A 16,218-nucleotide genomic window follows, 5' to 3' on the forward strand; every position below is an offset into this window, starting at 1 on the left:
CTTCGGTCTTGCGTTTCCGACTCTATCAGACCGTTTCCGTATCCGATTTCCTCGGTGCTTTCCAGGTTCCCGCTTCCGCGTTTCCCTTTCCGGCGGCTCCGACTCTATCAGATCCTTTCGGGCCTGACTCCCAGTCAGCGGGATTTGCCTTCCGGCCTTTCGGCGCTTTCGCGTTTCGGGCCTTTCGACATTCACTACGTTAGCCGATTCCCTCGGCGACTCATAATCGAGTTCCACGGGTTCGAATTCGGACATGCAGGCATGCCGAATAAACCCCCGCTGCGGGGAAGTCGTAGGTAGTGGGTTGGCCGCTCTCGGCTGCTGGCTGAACGCCGTAACCGGTTCAAGCGGCTCGGGCTACATTACGGATCCCCCAGGGGCGCGTCAAGTTGAACGGCGGCGGGGCGCGGGGGTCTATAAGGACCCGCTGTCGGGTCGTCGGCGATCCGGAAACGCCGGGGGTGGACGCCTCCGTCGCCGGACACCCTGGCACTCGGACCGTTGCGTACCTGGTCGGAGGGCACGGGAGTGCTCCTCAGCAGGGTCAGGGGCGAGCCTCGGGGCGGCAGGTGTCCGCTCCGTCGAGCGACCGGTCCACCCCCAGGGCCGTCACGAGGCACGCCGGCCCTTTGGCCAGTTCCTTGTCGTATCAGGCCGAGAGTCGACGTTTGCGGGCGAGATCCGTGTCCTCGGTGACCTCGCCGACCCGGATCGGGACTCCAGCGGCTCAGGCTCCGCCGGGCTGCTCGGCTCTGGGACTCAGCCGGTACGCCGAGACCGTCGGATCACCGGCGAGGTAGAAGCGGTACTGCCAGTCGTGGGCTCTGCTCACTCCCACCCGAGGGCCGACCCGGATGAGGGCGGCGGGTACCGGCTCGCCTTCGGACAGAGCGACCGAGTCGCTCGTCAGCAGGTTCGTGCCGTTGTGCTCTGCCGTGATGCCGAGCGCCTGGCAGAAGTTCCCCGGACCCCGCGCAAGGCGTGGACTCTCGACGTTCGCGCCTCTCCGCTCGCGTGCCAGGTCTTCCCCTTGGACGACCCTGCCCGCGCGGATGAGCACGGCCGAGGCGATGCCGTCTGTTCCGGTGACGATATTGGCGCACCAGTGGAGGCCGTGGGACCGGTAGACGTACAGGTGTCCCGCAGGTCCGAACATGACCGCGTTCCGGGGTGTCCTGCCTCGGTAGGCGTGGGAGGCGGGGTCGGCCGTACCGGAATAGGCCTCGGTCTCCGTGATGGCGATGCTGACGGTTCCCTCGGGTGTCTCGTGGGTGAGGACGGCGCCGAGCAGCTTGGGGGCGACCTTTTCGGCAGGGTGAGCGAGATACGTGACGTTCATGCCGACCTACCTGACACGGTGCAGGTGAAGTAGACGTGCACACGACCGGGCGGACCGTCCGAGGTGAGGCGGGCGAGGAGGCGTTCCGGCAGGTCGGGGGCGGCCTCCAGGACAGGGCGGTCGAAGAGGTCCCGCGTCAGGGGCGTACGGTCAGGGGCCGCGATCATGGCGTACGAGCGTAGTCCCTCCGGCCTCACCCGCGCGGTGGAGCCCGGAACCGTTCGGAGCGGTCCGGACGGATGCGTGCCCGCGGGGTGGTCAGGGGTCCTCTCCCTTGTAAGGGTGAGGACGCGGAACCGGTCGGGGCCGGATCGCGTTTGTAGGGATCAAGGGATCCAGACAGGCAGAGACGAACAGGCATTGCCTGGGGAGGAAGTGACGACATGGGGTTCAAGCGGCTGCTTGCGAGCCTGGGGGCCGGTGGGGCTTCGGTGGAGACGGTGCTGACCGAGGCCAACACCGTTCCGGGCGGCGTCGTCCAGGGTGAGGTGCGGATCCAGGGTGGTTCGGTCGACCAGGCGATCGAGGGTCTGTCGGTCGGCCTGCAGGCCAGGGTCGAGGTCGAGGGCCACGACGACCAGGAGTACAAGCAGGACATCGAGTTCACGAAGCTGCGGCTCGGCGGGGCGTTCCACCTGCAGGCGGGTGCCGTGCACACGGTCCCGTTCGGCCTGGAGATTCCGTGGGAGACGCCGATCACCATGATCGACGGGCAGAGCCTGCGCGGGATGAACATCGGTGTGACCACCGAGCTGGAGATCGCCCGCGCCATCGACTCGGGAGACCTCGACCCGATCAACGTGCACCCGCTGCCGGCGCAGAAGGCGATTCTCGACGCCTTCATCCAGCTGGGCTTCCGCTTCAAGAACGCGGACATGGAGAAGGGCCACATCCGGAACACCCGTCAGCGGCTGCCGTTCTACCAGGAGATCGAGTTCTACCCGCCGTCGCAGTACCGCGGGCTGAACCAGGTGGAGCTGAGCTTCGTCGCGGACGACCGCGCGATGGACGTCATCCTGGAGATGGACAAGAAGCCGGGCATCTTCAGCGAGGGCAGCGACTCGTACCGCTCCTTCGAGGTGGGTCTGCACGACTTCCACGGCACCGACTGGGCCGGATACCTGAACCACTGGCTGTCGGAGGTCGGCAGCAAGCGCAGCTGGTTCTAGGCTCGACGCACGGATTCCGCCGTTCAGGAGGTACTGACGTGACCGAGCTCAAGAGGCCGCCGCTCCCGCACGACTTCCATCCGCCGGTGCCGGCGTTCACCCTCGCCAGCGAGGATGTCGAGCCGGGCGCGGTGCTGAAGGACGCGCAGGTCTACGCGGCCGGGAACACCTCGCCGCAGCTGAGCTGGGAGGGCTTTCCGCCGGAGACCAAGAGCTTCGCCGTGACGTGCTTCGATCCGGACGCCCCGACGGGGAGCGGATTCTGGCACTGGGTGCTGTTCGACGTCCCGGCCTCGGTGACGGAGCTGCCCACGGGCGCCGGCAGCGGCAAGTTCGAGGGTCTGCCCGACGGCGCCGTCCAGGTGCGCAACGACTACGGGTCCCGGGACTTCGGCGGCGCCGCGCCGCCGGCCGGGGATCCCGCGCACCGGTACGTCTTCACGGTGTACGCCGTGGACCAGGAGAAGCTCGGTCCCGACGCGGAGGTGTCGCCCGCCGTGGTGGGCTTCAATCTGCGGTTCCACACGCTGGCGCGCGCCCAGTTGATCGGTGAGTACGCCGCTCCCGCCGCAGACTGACGTTCGCCGAACGTTTGCCCGCCCCTGGTCATGGAATTGATCAGGGGCGGGCACTTTTTTATTGCGTTGTCCATCTCGGCGTGCCCGGCCAGAGTTGATCCCAGCCCGCCGCAGGTGGGCCGGTGCGCAATAGGAGGTGGGCTGGATGCGGGACACGCTGGTACTGAACGCGAGCTTCGAGCCGTTGTCGACGGTGACGTTGAACCGAGCCGTCGTTCTGGTGCTGCAGGACAAGGCCGTCGTTGAGCAGGCCCACCCCGAACTGCGCATGCGCGGTGCCGCGCTGGACATACCCGTGCCCCGGGTGATCAGGCTCTGCCGGTACGTCCGGGTGCCGTTCCGAAGACAAGCACCGTGGTCGAGGCGGGGTGTGCTGGTACGCGACCGGCACCGGTGCGCCTACTGCGGGCGCAGGGCCACGACCGTGGACCACGTGGTACCGCGTGCTCAGGGCGGTCAGGACTCCTGGCTGAACACCGTGGCCTCCTGCGCCGAGGACAATCACCGCAAGGCCGACCGTACCCCGGAGCAGGCCCAGATGCCCTTGCTGCGGCAGCCGTTCGAGCCGACGCCCGCGGACGCCATGCTGCTCGCGCTCGGCCAGGACGACTTCGACGCGCTGCCGGAGTGGCTGGCCCAGCCGGCCGCGTAGTCCGTACGACGATGGGGCCCGTCTCCCGTGGGAGACGGGCCCCATCGTCGTACGCCTTCGATCCAGGCCTCAGTCCGTGATGGACGGCTTCTCGCGGCGCTGGTTGCCGCCGCCGGAGCCTCCCGAGGAACCGCCGTTGCCCGAACCGCCGCCCAGGCCGCCGAAGTTGCCCATGGCTCCGCTGAGGCCCTTGAGTGCGTCGCCGATCTCGCTGGGCACGATCCAGAGCTTGTTGGCGTCGCCCTCGGCGATCTTCGGGAGCATCTGGAGGTACTGGTACGACAGGAGCTTCTGGTCCGGGTCTCCGGCGTGGATGGCCTCGAAGACCGTACGGACGGCCTGGGCCTCGCCCTCGGCGCGCAGGGCCGCGGCCTTGGCCTCACCCTCGGCGCGCAGGATCGCGGACTGCTTCTCGCCCTCGGCGGTGAGGATCTGGGACTGGCGGATGCCTTCGGCCGTGAGGATCGCGGCGCGCTTGTCGCGGTCGGCGCGCATCTGCTTCTCCATCGAGTCCTGGATGGAGGTGGGCGGTTCGATCGCCTTGAGCTCGACGCGGTTGACGCGGATGCCCCACTTGCCGGTGGCCTCGTCGAGGACTCCGCGCAGGGCCGCGTTGATCTCCTCGCGGGAGGTCAGGGTCCGCTCCAGGTCCATGCCGCCGATGATGTTGCGCAGTGTGGTGACGGTGAGCTGCTCGATCGCCTGGATGTAGCTGGCGACCTCGTACGTCGCGGCTCGCGCGTCGGTGACCTGGTAGTAGATGACCGTGTCGATGTTGACGACCAGGTTGTCCTGGGTGATCACCGGCTGCGGCGGGAACGGTACGACCTGTTCACGCAGGTCGATGCGGTTGCGGATCGAGTCTATGAACGGGACGACGATGTTGAGGCCGGCGTTCAGCGTGCGCGTGTAGCGGCCGAACCGCTCGACGATGGCCGCGCTGGCCTGCGGGATGACCTGGATGGTCTTGATCAGGGCGATGAAGACCAGCACCACCAGAATGATCAGGACGATGATGATCGGTTCCATCGATGCTCCCCGTACCCTTCTCCACTCGGCAATTCCGAAAGATCTTATGGGTGTTGAAGATCTTGCTGGACGAGTCTGACAGAACGTCGCCTGCCACGTGGGGCGTTCGGTTCACTTGCGTTGTACGAGGTCACATCACGATCGCCGTGGCTCCGTCGATGTCCACGACATCCACTTCCTGGCCCACCTCGTAGGCCTGTGCGCCGTCGAGGGCGCGCGCGGACCAGATCTCTCCGCCGAGCTTGATGCGGCCGCCGCCCGAACTGTCCACGCGCTCAAGGACGATGGCCTGCTTGCCCTTCAACGCCTCTATTCCGGTGGCGAGTTCGGGGCGTTGGGCACGGTGCCGGGCCGCGATGGGGCGTACGACGGCGATGAGCGCGACCGACACGACCGCGAAGACGAGCACCTGGAGGACGACACCGCCGCCGAGGCCCGCGGCGACCGCCGCGGCGACGGCGCCGACGGAGAGCATGCCGAACTCCGGCATCGCGGTCACGACGAGCGGGATGCCGAGTCCGGCCGCCCCGATCAGCCACCACACCCATCCGTTGATGTCGTTCACACGGTCATGGTAGGACCGCGCTCCCCCCGGCGGACAGAGCGCGCGATCAAGTCGGGTACGCCGGGTGACGGGGGTGCGTCCGCGCGCCGTGCCGGTTTCAGGCCATCGGGAGGCCCTGCGCGGTCCAGCGGTCGCCGACCTGCTCGACGACGAGGGGGAGGCCGAAGCAGAGGGAGAGGTTGCGCGAGGTGAGCTCGAGCTCGAGCGGGCCGGCGGCGAGCACCTTGCCCTGGCGGATCATCAGGACGTGGGTGAAGCCGGGGGCGATCTCCTCGACGTGGTGCGTGACCATGATCATGGAAGGGGCGATCGGGTCGCGGGCGAGCCGGCCGAGGCGGCGTACGAGGTCCTCGCGGCCGCCGAGGTCGAGGCCGGCCGCGGGCTCGTCGAGGAGCAGCAGCTCGGGGTCGGTCATCAGGGCGCGGGCGATCAGGGTGCGCTTGCGCTCGCCCTCGGAGAGGGTGCCGAACCTGCGCTCCAGGTAGTCGCTCATGCCGAGGCGGTCGAGGAAGGCGCGGGCGCGCTGCTCGTCGATGTCCTCGTAGTCCTCGTGCCAGCCGGCGGTCATGCCGTACGCGGCGGTGAGGACCGTCTGCAGGACGGTCTGGCCCTTGGGGAGCTTCTCGGCCATCGCGATACCGGCGATGCCGATCCGCGGGCGCAGCTCGAAGACGTCGACGTGGCCGAGGGTCTCACCGAGGATCGTGGCGGTGCCCGCACTGGGGAAGAGGTAGCTGGAGGCGACGTTCAGGAGGGTCGTCTTCCCGGCGCCGTTGGGGCCGAGGATGACCCAGCGCTCCCCCTCCTTGACCGACCAGGAGACCTGGTCCACCAGAGCCCGGCCCTCGCGGACCACTGATACGTCCACCAGTTCCAGCACATCGCTCATGAGCGCGTTGTCTCCCATTGCAGTCTTGGTCGTCGCTTACGTCTGTGGACGAAGCCCCCAGGGAAAACCTACGCCACCGGTCGGCCACACCGACCCATCGGCCGGTCCTTAGGGTGGGGGCATGCTCTCGGAACCACGCTCAGGACAGCTGGCAGCATGGGGAAATGCCCTATTGGCCGGACTTGTTTCTCCGGATGACGCCGTGCTCGCCGTCGTCGGGGACGACGCGGTGCACCGGGTCGAGGGGTTGCCCGGCGAGTCGGGGCCCGTCGGGCTGACGCTCGCCCTCGGCCGACTGCGCAGACTCGGGGTGACCGGACTGCGGGTCGCGCTGCCCGCGCCCGGGCATCCGCTCGGGCTCAGCGGGCCGCCCGAGTTCAACGCGCGCGCCCTCGACGCCGAGGAGGCCGTGGTGTGCCACGGCGCGGCGCTGGGGCTCGTGCCCGAGGTGCACGAGGCCGGACCCGCCGGTGATGTCCACGTCGAGGTCGTCTGGCACTGCCTCGCCGTGCGCGAGGCGCCGCCCGCCGACGTGCCCTCGCTCGGGGAGGCCGAGCGGGAGCTGGCGGAGGCGCTCCACGAGGCGACACAGGTGCTGTCACGGCTGGACGTCGCCGGGTCGGGGCCGGTCGCGGCGGCGGCGATCGACGCGTACCGGGCGCGGGCGGAGCGGGGGCGGGAGGTGCTGGCTCCCGGGTACCCGCCGCGCGCGGTACGCGTGCTGGAGCTGGCTCAGCGGGTCGGGACGCTGATCTCGGTGGCGTACGAGAGCGGGCACGGCGGCGCGGTGAGCGCGTCGGAGATGGCCGCTCGGGCCGAGGCCCTGCGGCCGGTGGAGCGGACGGCCCGGCGGGCGCAGGTGGCCGCGTACAACGCGTTCGTGGAGGAACGCGAACGCGGGACGCGCTGAGGTTGCGCGGGGTGCACTGAGGTTACGCGGGGCGCGGGGGCGCTCGCGCCGGCGTCACCGGGTTCGGTCCGGTTCGGGTCCGGTGGGTGGGTCGGGGCCGTGCCGGTACATCCGCCCGTCGCCGTTGGACGAGAGGTGACCGTCGGTGGCGACGGGCATGTGATGTACCGGCACGGCCCCTCCCGCGCGTACCCGGCTGCGGGTGCATCGGTGGTGGCGGAGAGGGCGGCCCCCGGCACATGGGTGCGTACCCGGCTGTGGGTGATTCGGTGGTCGCGGAGAAGGCGGCCCCTGACACGTGGATGCGTGCCCGGCTGTGGGTGATTCGGTGGTGGCGGAGAGGGCGGCCCCCGGCACGTGGATGCATGTCTGGCTGCGGGTGGGTCGTGGTCGGTGTCATGGCCCTCTCGCGGCCTTCCGGTCGCGCGCGTCTCAGTCCCGGCCGGGGAAAGTTCAGCCCCTCCGGCGTTTGAGGAGCGGGGTCCGGGGCGGAGCCCCGGGATTCGGGTCGGGTAGGGGCGGAGGGGGCGAAAACGCTTGGGCTGGGGGGCGCTCCGGCCTCGGGAGCGTTCGGGGCAGGCGGGCGGTGCCGGGAAATGCGGAAGGGCCCCGCGAAACGTTTCCGTTCGCGGGGCCCTTCCGGGTGGGGTGGCTCAGCCGTTGACGCCCGTGTTGCCGAACGTCGGGTTCAGAAGGCCGGCGAGGTTGGCGGTGTTGCCCACGACGTTGACGGGGACGTGGACGGGGATCTGCGCGACGTTGCCCGAGCCGACGCCCGGCGAGTGCGCCGCCGCGCCTTCGGCGCCCGAGTCGGCGACAGCTGCACCGGCACAAGCGCCCGCGGCGATTCCGGCGACGGTGACGGCCAGGGCGGCCTTCTTGGCGATGTTCATGGAAAGTGTTCCTCCTGCGTTCACGGATCCGACCCTGCCGCGGGTCGCACGCTGAGCAACGCCGGGGAGCCGTGGACGGCACGGGGAGGCCGTACCGATTGCCCCGTCCGGTTCAGTCCGCGGACGATCCGACAAGCCGACCGGCCCCCCGGAAACTCCCTGGAGGGCCGGTGGTCGCGATCGCCGCGACGGGGACCTCAGTGGTTGAGGCCGAGGTTGCCGAAGGCCGGGTTCAGGGCGCCGATGACGTTCACGCTGTTGCCGACCACGTTCACCGGGACGTCGACCGGGGCCTGGACGAGGTTGCCGGAGACGACGCCCGGGGAGCCCACGGCCTTGCCGCCCGCCGACGCGCCGTCCGCCGCCGAGGCCATCCCCGCGCCGGCGGCGACGAGGCCGCCCGCCACCATCGCGACAGCCGTGAACTTCTTCAGGTTCTTCACTTGCGAAACCCCTCCTCGCGAACACCGCGGCGGACCGCCGCGGCGCACTGGAGAACGGCCCGGTCCCCCGAAGGATGCGCCATCCGGGTGACATACACACGACGGTATGAATCTCATCCCGGAGTCGAACCCTCCGAGTTGACGGTCAGTCCGCGATCCCGTGCCGTACGGCCCAGAGGGCAGCCTGGGTGCGGTCGGCGAGGTCGAGCTTCATCAGGATGTTCGAGACGTGGGTCTTCACCGTCTTCTCGGACAGGACGAGGGCGCGGGCGATCTCCCGGTTGGACCGTCCGTCCGCGATCAGGCCGAGCACCTCCCGCTCCCGTTCCGTGAGCGAAACGCCTCTCGACTGGACCGAGTTGGCCTCTTCCTGGGACAACAGGGCGTTCGCCACCTCGGACTGCAGGACGACGTGCCCCGCGTGGACCGAACGGATGGCTCCGGCCAGCGCGTCCGGGTCCACGTCCTTGTAGACGTACCCGGCGGCGCCCGCGCGCAGTGCCGGCACCACCGTGCGCTGCTCGGTGAAGCTGGTGACGATCAGCACGCGGGCGGGGTTGGCGAGTTCGCGGAGCTTGCGCAGCGCGTCGATGCCGTCCATCCCCGGCATCTTGACGTCCATGAGGACGATGTCCGGCTTCAGTTCCTCGGCGCGGGCGACGCCTTCGGACCCGTCGGACGCCTCGCCGACGACCTCGATGTCGTCCTGCACCTCGAGGAAGGTACGCAGTCCCCGGCGGACGACCTGGTGGTCGTCGACGAGCAGCACCTTGATTGCGTCAGCCACCAGGGACCTCCATCTCGATCACGGTGCCCTTCCCGGGCGCCGACTCCACGGTGAGTGTGCCGCCGACCCCGCTCGCCCGGTCCCGCATGGACACCAGGCCGAGATGGCGGCCGGCGCTGCGTATCGCGGTGGGGTCGAAGCCGCCGCCGTCGTCGCGGACGTGCAGGACGGCGCCGGGGCCGCGCCGGTCCAGGGTGACGTCGACGCGGGTGGCGCCGGAGTGCCGCAGCGCGTTGTGCAGGGCCTCCTGGGAGACCCGCAGCACGGCCTCCTCCTGGGAGGCGGGCAGGGCCCGTACGCCGTGGCTGGAGAAGGTCACGCGCGCGGAGTGGGCGCGGTCGAGGACCTGGATCTGGGTGCGCAGGGTGGCGACGAGACCGTCCTCGTCGAGGGCCGCGGGGCGCAACTCGACGACGGCGGCGCGCAGTTCCTCGGTGGCCTCCGCGGCGAGCGCGGCCACGTGCTGGAGTTCGCCCTTGGCGCGGGAGGGGTCGCGGTCGACGAGGGTGGCGGCGGCCTGCGCGGTCAGGCGCAGGGAGAACAGCTTCTGGCTGACGGCGTCGTGCAGTTCGTGCGCGAGCCGGGAGCGTTCCTCGGCGATGGTGAGTTCGCGGCTGCGTTCGTAGAGCCGGGCGTTGGTCAGGGCGATCGCCGCGTGCTGGGCGAGGATGGTGAGGAGTTCCTCGTCGTCCTCGGTGAAGCCGCAGCGACCGTCCGGCCGGGGACACGGCGGTTCCCCCTCGGGCCGCATCTTGTTCGCGAGGAAGAGGGCGCCGATGATCTCGTCGCCGTCGCGGATGGGCAGGCCGAGGAAGTCGGACATGTCGGGGTGGGCCGCGGGCCAGCCCTCGAAGCGGGGGTCCGTGCGCACGTCGGCCAGGCGCTCGGGTCGGGCCTCGCGCAGCATCGCGGCGAGGATGCCGTGCTGGCGCGGGAGCGGTCCGATGGCCTTCCACTGCGCGTCGCTGACCCCGTCGACGACGAACTGGGCGAAGCCTCCGTGGTCGTCGGGCACGCCCAGGGCCGCGTACTGCGCGTCGAGCAGTTCGCGGGCCGAAGCGACGATCGTCTTGAGGACGTCGCGCACTTCGAGATGCCTGCTCATGGCCAGCAGCGCGGAGCTCACCGCGTACAGGCCCGACCGGGGTCCGTGACTCATGGACCCAAACTACCGGTGGGGTGTGACAGCGCGTATCGGCCGCCGGCCCCGCTCGCCGGGCCATTGGGCCTAGGACGAAGGGCCCCTGATCATTGCGGCCCGCGCACGAGGCGCCCGGGCGGGCCGCGTTCCTACGGTGAGGGCAGCCGCCGGGAAGGCGGTCCGAGCGAGGGGACGGTTGTCATGCCGGTAGCGATCATCACAGGGGCCTCGAAGGGACTGGGGAGGGCACTCGGCGCGGCGCTGGCCGGGCGCGGCTGGGATCTGGTGCTCGACGCCAGGACGGCCGGGGTGCTGGAGGAGACCGCGGCGGCACTCTCCGCGTACGGGACACGGGTGGAGGCGCTGCCCGGGGACGTGACGGACGCCGGGCATCGTGCGGAGCTGGTGGCGGCGGCCCGGAAGCTGGGTGGTGTCGATCTGCTCGTGAACAACGCGAGCGCGTTGGGCGCGGAGCCGCTGGTGCGCCTGGAGGAGCTGGGGCTGGAGGGTCTGCGGCGGGCCCTGGAGGTCAATGTGGTCGCCGCACTGGGTCTGGTTCAGGAGGCGCTGCCGCTGCTGAGGGCGGCCCGGGCGGGCGCGGTCGTCTGCGTCAGTTCGGACGCCGCCGCCGAGGCGTACGAGACCTGGGGCGGCTACGGGGCCTCGAAAGCCGCGCTCGACCAGCTCTCGGCGGTGCTCGGTGAGGAGGAGCCCGGTCTGCGGGTGTGGGCGGTGGACCCGGGGGACATGGCGACGGACCTCTATACGGCGGCCGTACCGGAGGACGACGGTCCGCGGCCGGCGCCGGACCACGCGGCTTCGGCCTTCCTGCGGCTGCTCGACGAGCGGCCGGCCGGCGGGCGCTACACGGCTTCGGACCTGCTGGAGGAGCGGTGACCACGGCGACGGGGGTTTCCCGGGCCGGGCGCCGCAGGGAGTGGGGAAGCGTTCCGGAGGAGCTGTCGGCACGGGTGCCCGCCGAACAGCGCGGTCCCGGCCGGGACCGGGATTCCGTACGGCTGCTGGTGTCGCGCGGGACCGAGGTGTCGCATCACGCGTTCGTGGAGCTGCCCCGGCTGCTGAAGGCCGGGGACCTGCTGATCGTGAACACCTCACCCACGCTGGCGGCGGCCGTGGACGGACGGATCGGGCACGCGCGCGTGGTGGTGCACTTCTCCACGCACGGGGACGACGGCCGGTGGGCGGTCGAGCTGCGGGACCCCGACGGAAGGGGAACCACGCGCGCGCGCGCGGGCGGACCCGCGGGGGTGGTGGTGCGCCTGCCCGGTGACGTGCGCCTCGTCCTGGAGGAGCCGCTGACCCCGCGGGGGCCCCGGCTGTGGTGGGGGCGGGCGCCGGACGCGGACGTGCCGGGGCTGCTGCGGCGGTACGGGCGGCCCATCCGCTACTCCTACACCGAGCGGGACCAGCCGCTGTCGGTGTACCAGACGGTGTTCGCGCTGCCGTCGGACGACGGGGCGGGGAGCGCGGAGATGCCGAGCGCGGCGCGCCCCTTCACCCCGCGCCTGGTGGCGGAGCTGGTGAGCCGGGGTGTGCAGTTCGCGCCGGTCACCCTGCACACGGGGGTGGCCTCGGCCGAGGCGCACGAGCCTCCTTGCCCGGAGCGGTACGAGGTTCCGGCGGTGTCGGCCCGGCTCATCAACGCGGCGCGGGCCGGCGGAGGCCGGATCGTCGCGGTCGGTACGACGGCGGTGCGGGCCGTGGAGTCCGCGGCCGGGGAGGACGGGCTGGTCGCGGCGGCGAAGGGATGGACCGGACTCGTGGTGACGCCGGAGCGGGGTGTGCGGGCCGTCGACGGACTGCTGACCGGGCTGCACGAACCGGAGGCCTCGCATCTGCTGATGCTGGAGGCGGTCGCGGGAGAGGCGGCGGTGGACCGGGGCTACGCCGAGGCCCTGCGCAGGCGCTACCTCTGGCACGAGTTCGGCGACGTGCACCTCATCCTCCCCGGGAACGAACCTCACTCTGAGCATTGCGTCAGCAACTCCACGTCAGAATGATCAAGGGCCCCTGTGAGCCCTCGCATAGGGTCCAGGTCACGTACGAAGGTGCATAGGAGATAAAAGGGACAAGATGACCAGGGAAGACGTGCCAGTCTGCCCCGATTTGCCCCATCTGTGTCTACTGCCTGACTTCGTAGGTCACACCTTTGCCAGAGCATTTTGCGACCGCTAAGAATTGCTCATGTCGCTCAGCGCCTCGGGTTCTCCCCCGAGGCGTTTGTTCCGGAAACACAGTCCCCCACCGGGACGAAGAGCGACCTCCGCGCTATTCGAAGAGGTCTATCAGTCATGCTCAAGAACATTGCCGCTCGTGGTCGTAGTCCGAAGCTGACGAAGGTCCACAAGCTCTCGGTCGCCGGTGTGGCCACCCTCGGTGCCGCCACCCTCGCGTTCTCCCTCGCGCCCGGCGGCTCCCACACCACCACCGACGCCGCCGCCAACGCGGCGCCGGTCGCCTACACCGGGCAGCAGATCAAGGGCGTCGAGGCCGGCGTCGCCGGTACCAGCGGCGCCGAGCTGAAGGCGCAGACGATCGCCGCCGAGCACAAGGCGGCGGACTCCGCGGCTGCGGCGAAGGCCGCGGCGAAGAAGAAGGCCGCCAACGCGGCGGCCGCCGCCAAGAAGAAGGCCGCCGCCCAGGCCGCCGCGAAGAAGAAGGCCGCCGCGTCGCGCGCCAAGGCCGCCGCCGCGAGCCGCTCCACGCAGCGCATCAAGATGCAGACCGTCGCCGCGAAGACGTACGCCAACAACCTCGACGGCTGGATCCGCCAGTCCCTCGACATCATGAAGGCGCACGGCATCCCGGGCACCTACCACGGGCTGCACAAGAACATCATGCGTGAGTCCTCGGGCAACCCGATGGCCATCAACGACTGGGACATCAACGCCATCAACGGCATCCCCTCGAAGGGCCTGCTCCAGGTCATCCCGCCGACGTTCAAGGCCTACCACGTGGCCGGCACCTCGTGGGACATCTACAACCCCGTCGCCAACATCACCGCCGCCGCCAACTACGCGGCCGACAAGTACGGTTCCATGGACAACGTGAACAGCGCGTACTGAGGACTCAGCGCGGAGTTCCCACACAGACGCCGAAGGGCGGCACCCCGGTCGGGGGTGCCGCCCTCGCGTCGTTCCCGGGCGTCTACTTGCGCATGACCTCGGGCTCGTGGCGGCGCAGGAAGCGGGCCACGAAGATGCCGCAGACGACACCGAGGACGACCAGCGCGATCATGTCTACGGTCCAGGCCCCGGCCGTGTGGTTCCACAGCGGGTCCGTGCTCGTCGGATCGTCCTGGTTCGGGAAGATGTTGTTCAGGTCCAGCGTCGCCCCGGACGCGGCCACCGCCCAGCGGGCCGGCATCAGGTACGAGAACTGGTTGACACCCACCGTGCCGTTCAGGATGAACAGACAGCCGGTGAAGACCACCTGGACGATCGCGAACATGACCAGGAGCGGCATGGTCTTCTCCGCGGTCTTCACCAGCGAAGAGATGATCAGGCCGAACATCATCGACACGAAGCCCAGAGCCATGATCGGCAGCGTGAGCTCGACCTTGGGCAGGCTCTTGAGGATCAGTCCCTCGGAGGGGACCTCGCGGCTGCCGAAGCCGATGGCACCGACCAGCGCGCCCTGCAGCATGGTGATCACGCCGAGGACGATCACCTTGGACATCAGGTACGCCGAGCGCGACAGGCCCGTCGCCCGCTCCCGCTCGTAGATCACCCGCTCCTTGATCAGCTCACGGACCGAGTTGGCGGCACCCGCGAAGCAGGCGCCGACCGCGAGGATCAGCAGCACGGTCGTGGCGGTGCCGTTCGGGACGTGTACCCCGCTCCTCGGGTTCACCGGGTTGACCAGCAGCGTCTTGTCCGGATCGATGAGCAGGCTCACCGCGCCGAGCACCGCCGGCAGGATCACCGTCAGCGCGAGGAAGCCCTTGTCGGACGCGATGACCGACACGTACCGCCGGATGAGAGTGACGAGCTGGGAACCCCAGCCCTGCGGCTTCGGCGGCTTCATCGCCTGCGGGGGCGGCATCTGCGTCGACTGCGGAGCCACCGCGTCGATGTCCGCCGCGTACATCTGGTAGTGCTGCGAGCCCTTCCAGCGGCCCGCCCAGTCGTAGTCGCGGTAGTTCTCGAACGCGGAGAACACGTCGGCCCAGGTCTCGTAGCCGAAGAAGTTCAGCGCCTCCTCCGGCGGACCGAAGTAGGCGACGGCGCCGCCGGGCGCCATCACGAGGAGCTTGTCGCAGATCGCGAGCTCCGCCACCGAGTGCGTGACGACCAGGACCGTACGGCCGTCGTCGGCGAGGCCGCGCAGCAGCTGCATGACGTCGCGGTCCATGCCCGGGTCGAGGCCGGAGGTCGGCTCGTCCAGGAAGATCAGCGACGGCTTGGTGAGCAGCTCCAGAGCCACCGAGACGCGCTTGCGCTGGCCACCGGAGAGGGAGGTGACCTTCTTCTCCTTGTGGATGTCCAGCTTCAGCTCGCGCAGCACCTCGTCTATCCGCGCATCGCGCTCCTCGCCCGTGGTGTCGGCGGGGAAGCGCAGCTTGGCCGCGTACTTGAGGGCCTTCTTGACGGTCAGCTCCTTGTGCAGGATGTCGTCCTGCGGGACCAGACCGATGCGCTGGCGCAGCTCGGCGAACTGCTTGTAGAGGTTGCGGTTGTCGTAGAGGACGTCGCCCTGGTTGGCGGGGCGGTAGCCCGTGAGCGCCTTCAGGAGCGTCGACTTGCCGGAACCCGACGGGCCGATGACCGCGACGAGCGACTTCTCGGGCACGCCGAAGGAGACGTCCTTGAGGATCTGCTTGCCGCCGTCGACGGTGACCGTCAGGTGGCGGGCCGAGAACGAGACCTCACCGGTGTCGACGAACTCCTCGAGCCGGTCGCCGACCAGGCGGAACGTCGAGTGACCGACACCGACGATGTCGTGCGGGCCGAGCAGCGCGGAGCCGCCCTTGGCGATCGGCATACCGTTGACGTACGTGCCGTTGTGCGAGCCGAGATCGCGGATCTCGAACCGGCCGTCCGGCGTCGCGTGGAACTCGGCGTGGTGGCGCGAGACCTGGAGGTCGGAGACCACCAGCTCGTTCTCCAGCGCACGGCCGATCCGCATCACGCGGCCCAGCGAGAACTGGTGGAACGTCGTCGGGCTGCGATCGCCGTAGACCGGCGGTGCCCCCGCGCCGCCACCGGGTCCCTGCTGCTGCGGAATGCCGCCCGAATGCTGCGCGCCCTGCGGGGTCTCCGACGCCTGCGGCGTCGGCGGCTGGGCCCAGCCGGGGCCGGCGCCCTGCGCCGCGTACGGCTGCTGCGCCACCGGGGCCGCGGCACCGGCCACGCTCAGACGCGGACCGTCGGTCGCGTTCCCGAGATGCACGGCCGAACCGGGACCGATCTCCAACTGGTGGATCCGCTGACCCTGTACGAACGTGCCGTTGGTGCTCCCATGGTCGTCGATGACCCAACTGCGGCCGTTCCAGCTGATCGTGGCGTGGCGCCAGGAGACCCTGGCGTCATCGAGCACGATGTCCCCCTGCGGATCACGTCCGAGGGTGTGAGGCCTGGACGCGTCGAGCGTCCAGGTCCGTCCATTCAATTCCAGTACGAGTTCCGGCACTCCAGCCCCACTGAGTTGTCCCCCGAGTTACCCCCATCACAGGGAGTCTAGGGATGTCGAACATCGTGGGGAACTATTTCAGTTCAGGCCCCCTGACCGAAAGTCGGGCCTTGTGAACGATGACAACAGGCGGGTTGTCCGCATCCGTTGACGGGGTTGAAAACGGCCCGG

17 protein-coding genes are annotated in these 16,218 nt (G+C 69.9%); 7 read left to right on the top strand and 10 right to left on the bottom strand.

The window, feature by feature from the left end; translation table 11 throughout:
• Window positions 1–727: 727 nt before the first annotated feature.
• Together ACH4S8_RS35415 and ACH4S8_RS35420 are read right to left on the bottom strand one after the other, a co-directional pair.
• Window positions 728–1,339, bottom strand: coding sequence for a DNA-3-methyladenine glycosylase (locus ACH4S8_RS35415; RefSeq protein ID WP_398401581.1), 612 nt, complete (start codon window positions 1,337–1,339; stop codon window positions 728–730).
• The gene (locus ACH4S8_RS35420; protein ID WP_398401583.1) at window positions 1,336–1,506 is read right to left on the bottom strand and encodes a 3-methyladenine DNA glycosylase; all 171 of its coding nucleotides are present in this window, start codon (window positions 1,504–1,506) and stop codon (window positions 1,336–1,338) included. Before ACH4S8_RS35420 ends, ACH4S8_RS35415 begins: the two co-directional genes overlap by 4 nt.
• Window positions 1,507–1,722: 216 nt before the next feature.
• Here ACH4S8_RS35420 and ACH4S8_RS35425 point away from each other — a divergent pair, with 216 nt between their 5' ends.
• From ACH4S8_RS35425 to ACH4S8_RS35435, 3 genes are all read left to right on the top strand, one after another.
• Window positions 1,723–2,508, top strand: coding sequence for a sporulation protein (locus ACH4S8_RS35425; RefSeq protein WP_398401585.1), 786 nt, complete (start codon window positions 1,723–1,725; stop codon window positions 2,506–2,508).
• A 38-nt stretch (window positions 2,509–2,546) separates the two neighbouring features.
• Window positions 2,547–3,086: a YbhB/YbcL family Raf kinase inhibitor-like protein gene (locus ACH4S8_RS35430; RefSeq protein ID WP_398401587.1), complete on the top strand. Its 540-nt coding sequence runs from the start codon at window positions 2,547–2,549 to the stop codon at window positions 3,084–3,086.
• A 145-nt stretch (window positions 3,087–3,231) separates the two neighbouring features.
• Entirely contained in the window at window positions 3,232–3,738 is a 507-nt protein-coding gene (locus tag ACH4S8_RS35435) for an HNH endonuclease (protein WP_261703218.1), read from the top strand.
• Window positions 3,739–3,807: 69 nt separating this feature from the next.
• On the opposite strand, the gene ACH4S8_RS35440 is transcribed toward ACH4S8_RS35435, so the two are convergent.
• From ACH4S8_RS35440 to ACH4S8_RS35450, 3 genes are all read right to left on the bottom strand, one after another.
• Window positions 3,808–4,767, bottom strand: coding sequence for an SPFH domain-containing protein (locus ACH4S8_RS35440; RefSeq protein ID WP_398401589.1), 960 nt, complete (start codon window positions 4,765–4,767; stop codon window positions 3,808–3,810).
• Window positions 4,768–4,897: 130 nt separating this feature from the next.
• Entirely contained in the window at window positions 4,898–5,332 is a 435-nt protein-coding gene (locus ACH4S8_RS35445; protein WP_398401591.1) for an NfeD family protein, read from the bottom strand.
• 97 nt (window positions 5,333–5,429) lie between these two features.
• Window positions 5,430–6,221, bottom strand: coding sequence for an ABC transporter ATP-binding protein (locus tag ACH4S8_RS35450; protein WP_398401593.1), 792 nt, complete (start codon window positions 6,219–6,221; stop codon window positions 5,430–5,432).
• A 121-nt stretch (window positions 6,222–6,342) separates the two neighbouring features.
• Here ACH4S8_RS35450 and ACH4S8_RS35455 point away from each other — a divergent pair, with 121 nt between their 5' ends.
• Window positions 6,343–7,131, top strand: a complete 789-nt coding sequence (locus ACH4S8_RS35455) for a hypothetical protein (protein WP_398401595.1) — start codon at window positions 6,343–6,345, stop codon at window positions 7,129–7,131.
• A gap of 653 nt (window positions 7,132–7,784) precedes the next feature.
• Here the strand turns inward: ACH4S8_RS35455 and ACH4S8_RS35460 are convergent.
• The 4 genes from ACH4S8_RS35460 to ACH4S8_RS35475 form a co-directional block, all read right to left on the bottom strand.
• Window positions 7,785–8,024, bottom strand: a complete 240-nt coding sequence (locus ACH4S8_RS35460) for a chaplin (protein ID WP_398401597.1) — start codon at window positions 8,022–8,024, stop codon at window positions 7,785–7,787.
• 197 nt (window positions 8,025–8,221) lie between these two features.
• A complete protein-coding gene (locus ACH4S8_RS35465) occupies window positions 8,222–8,467 on the bottom strand; it encodes a chaplin (RefSeq protein ID WP_328668069.1) in 246 nt (81 codons plus the stop codon).
• 145 nt (window positions 8,468–8,612) lie between these two features.
• The gene (locus ACH4S8_RS35470; protein WP_398401599.1) at window positions 8,613–9,254 is read right to left on the bottom strand and encodes a response regulator; all 642 of its coding nucleotides are present in this window, start codon (window positions 9,252–9,254) and stop codon (window positions 8,613–8,615) included.
• Complete coding sequence (locus tag ACH4S8_RS35475) at window positions 9,247–10,413, bottom strand: GAF domain-containing sensor histidine kinase (protein ID WP_398401601.1); 1,167 nt, start codon at window positions 10,411–10,413, stop codon at window positions 9,247–9,249. Before ACH4S8_RS35475 ends, ACH4S8_RS35470 begins: the two co-directional genes overlap by 8 nt.
• A 183-nt stretch (window positions 10,414–10,596) precedes the next feature.
• On the opposite strand from ACH4S8_RS35475, the gene ACH4S8_RS35480 reads away from it, so the two are divergent.
• The 3 genes from ACH4S8_RS35480 to ACH4S8_RS35490 all read left to right on the top strand — a co-directional run bounded on the left by ACH4S8_RS35480 (window position 10,597) and on the right by ACH4S8_RS35490 (window position 13,481).
• Window positions 10,597–11,292: an SDR family NAD(P)-dependent oxidoreductase gene (locus ACH4S8_RS35480; RefSeq protein ID WP_398401603.1), complete on the top strand. Its 696-nt coding sequence runs from the start codon at window positions 10,597–10,599 to the stop codon at window positions 11,290–11,292.
• On the top strand, window positions 11,289–12,416 hold the full coding sequence (locus tag ACH4S8_RS35485; RefSeq protein WP_398401605.1) for an S-adenosylmethionine:tRNA ribosyltransferase-isomerase: 1,128 nt from the start codon (window positions 11,289–11,291) through the stop codon (window positions 12,414–12,416). Before ACH4S8_RS35480 ends, ACH4S8_RS35485 begins: the two co-directional genes overlap by 4 nt.
• Before the next feature lie 291 nt (window positions 12,417–12,707).
• Window positions 12,708–13,481, top strand: a complete 774-nt coding sequence (locus tag ACH4S8_RS35490) for a transglycosylase SLT domain-containing protein (protein ID WP_398401607.1) — start codon at window positions 12,708–12,710, stop codon at window positions 13,479–13,481.
• Window positions 13,482–13,563: 82 nt separating this feature from the next.
• Here the strand turns inward: ACH4S8_RS35490 and ACH4S8_RS35495 are convergent, their stop codons facing one another.
• Window positions 13,564–16,047, bottom strand: coding sequence for an FHA domain-containing protein (locus tag ACH4S8_RS35495; RefSeq protein ID WP_398401609.1), 2,484 nt, complete (start codon window positions 16,045–16,047; stop codon window positions 13,564–13,566).
• Window positions 16,048–16,218 lie beyond the last annotated feature (171 nt).

The sequence above is a fragment of the Streptomyces sp. NPDC021080 genome (genome assembly GCF_044333225.1).
GTDB lineage: Bacteria > Actinomycetota > Actinomycetes > Streptomycetales > Streptomycetaceae > Streptomyces.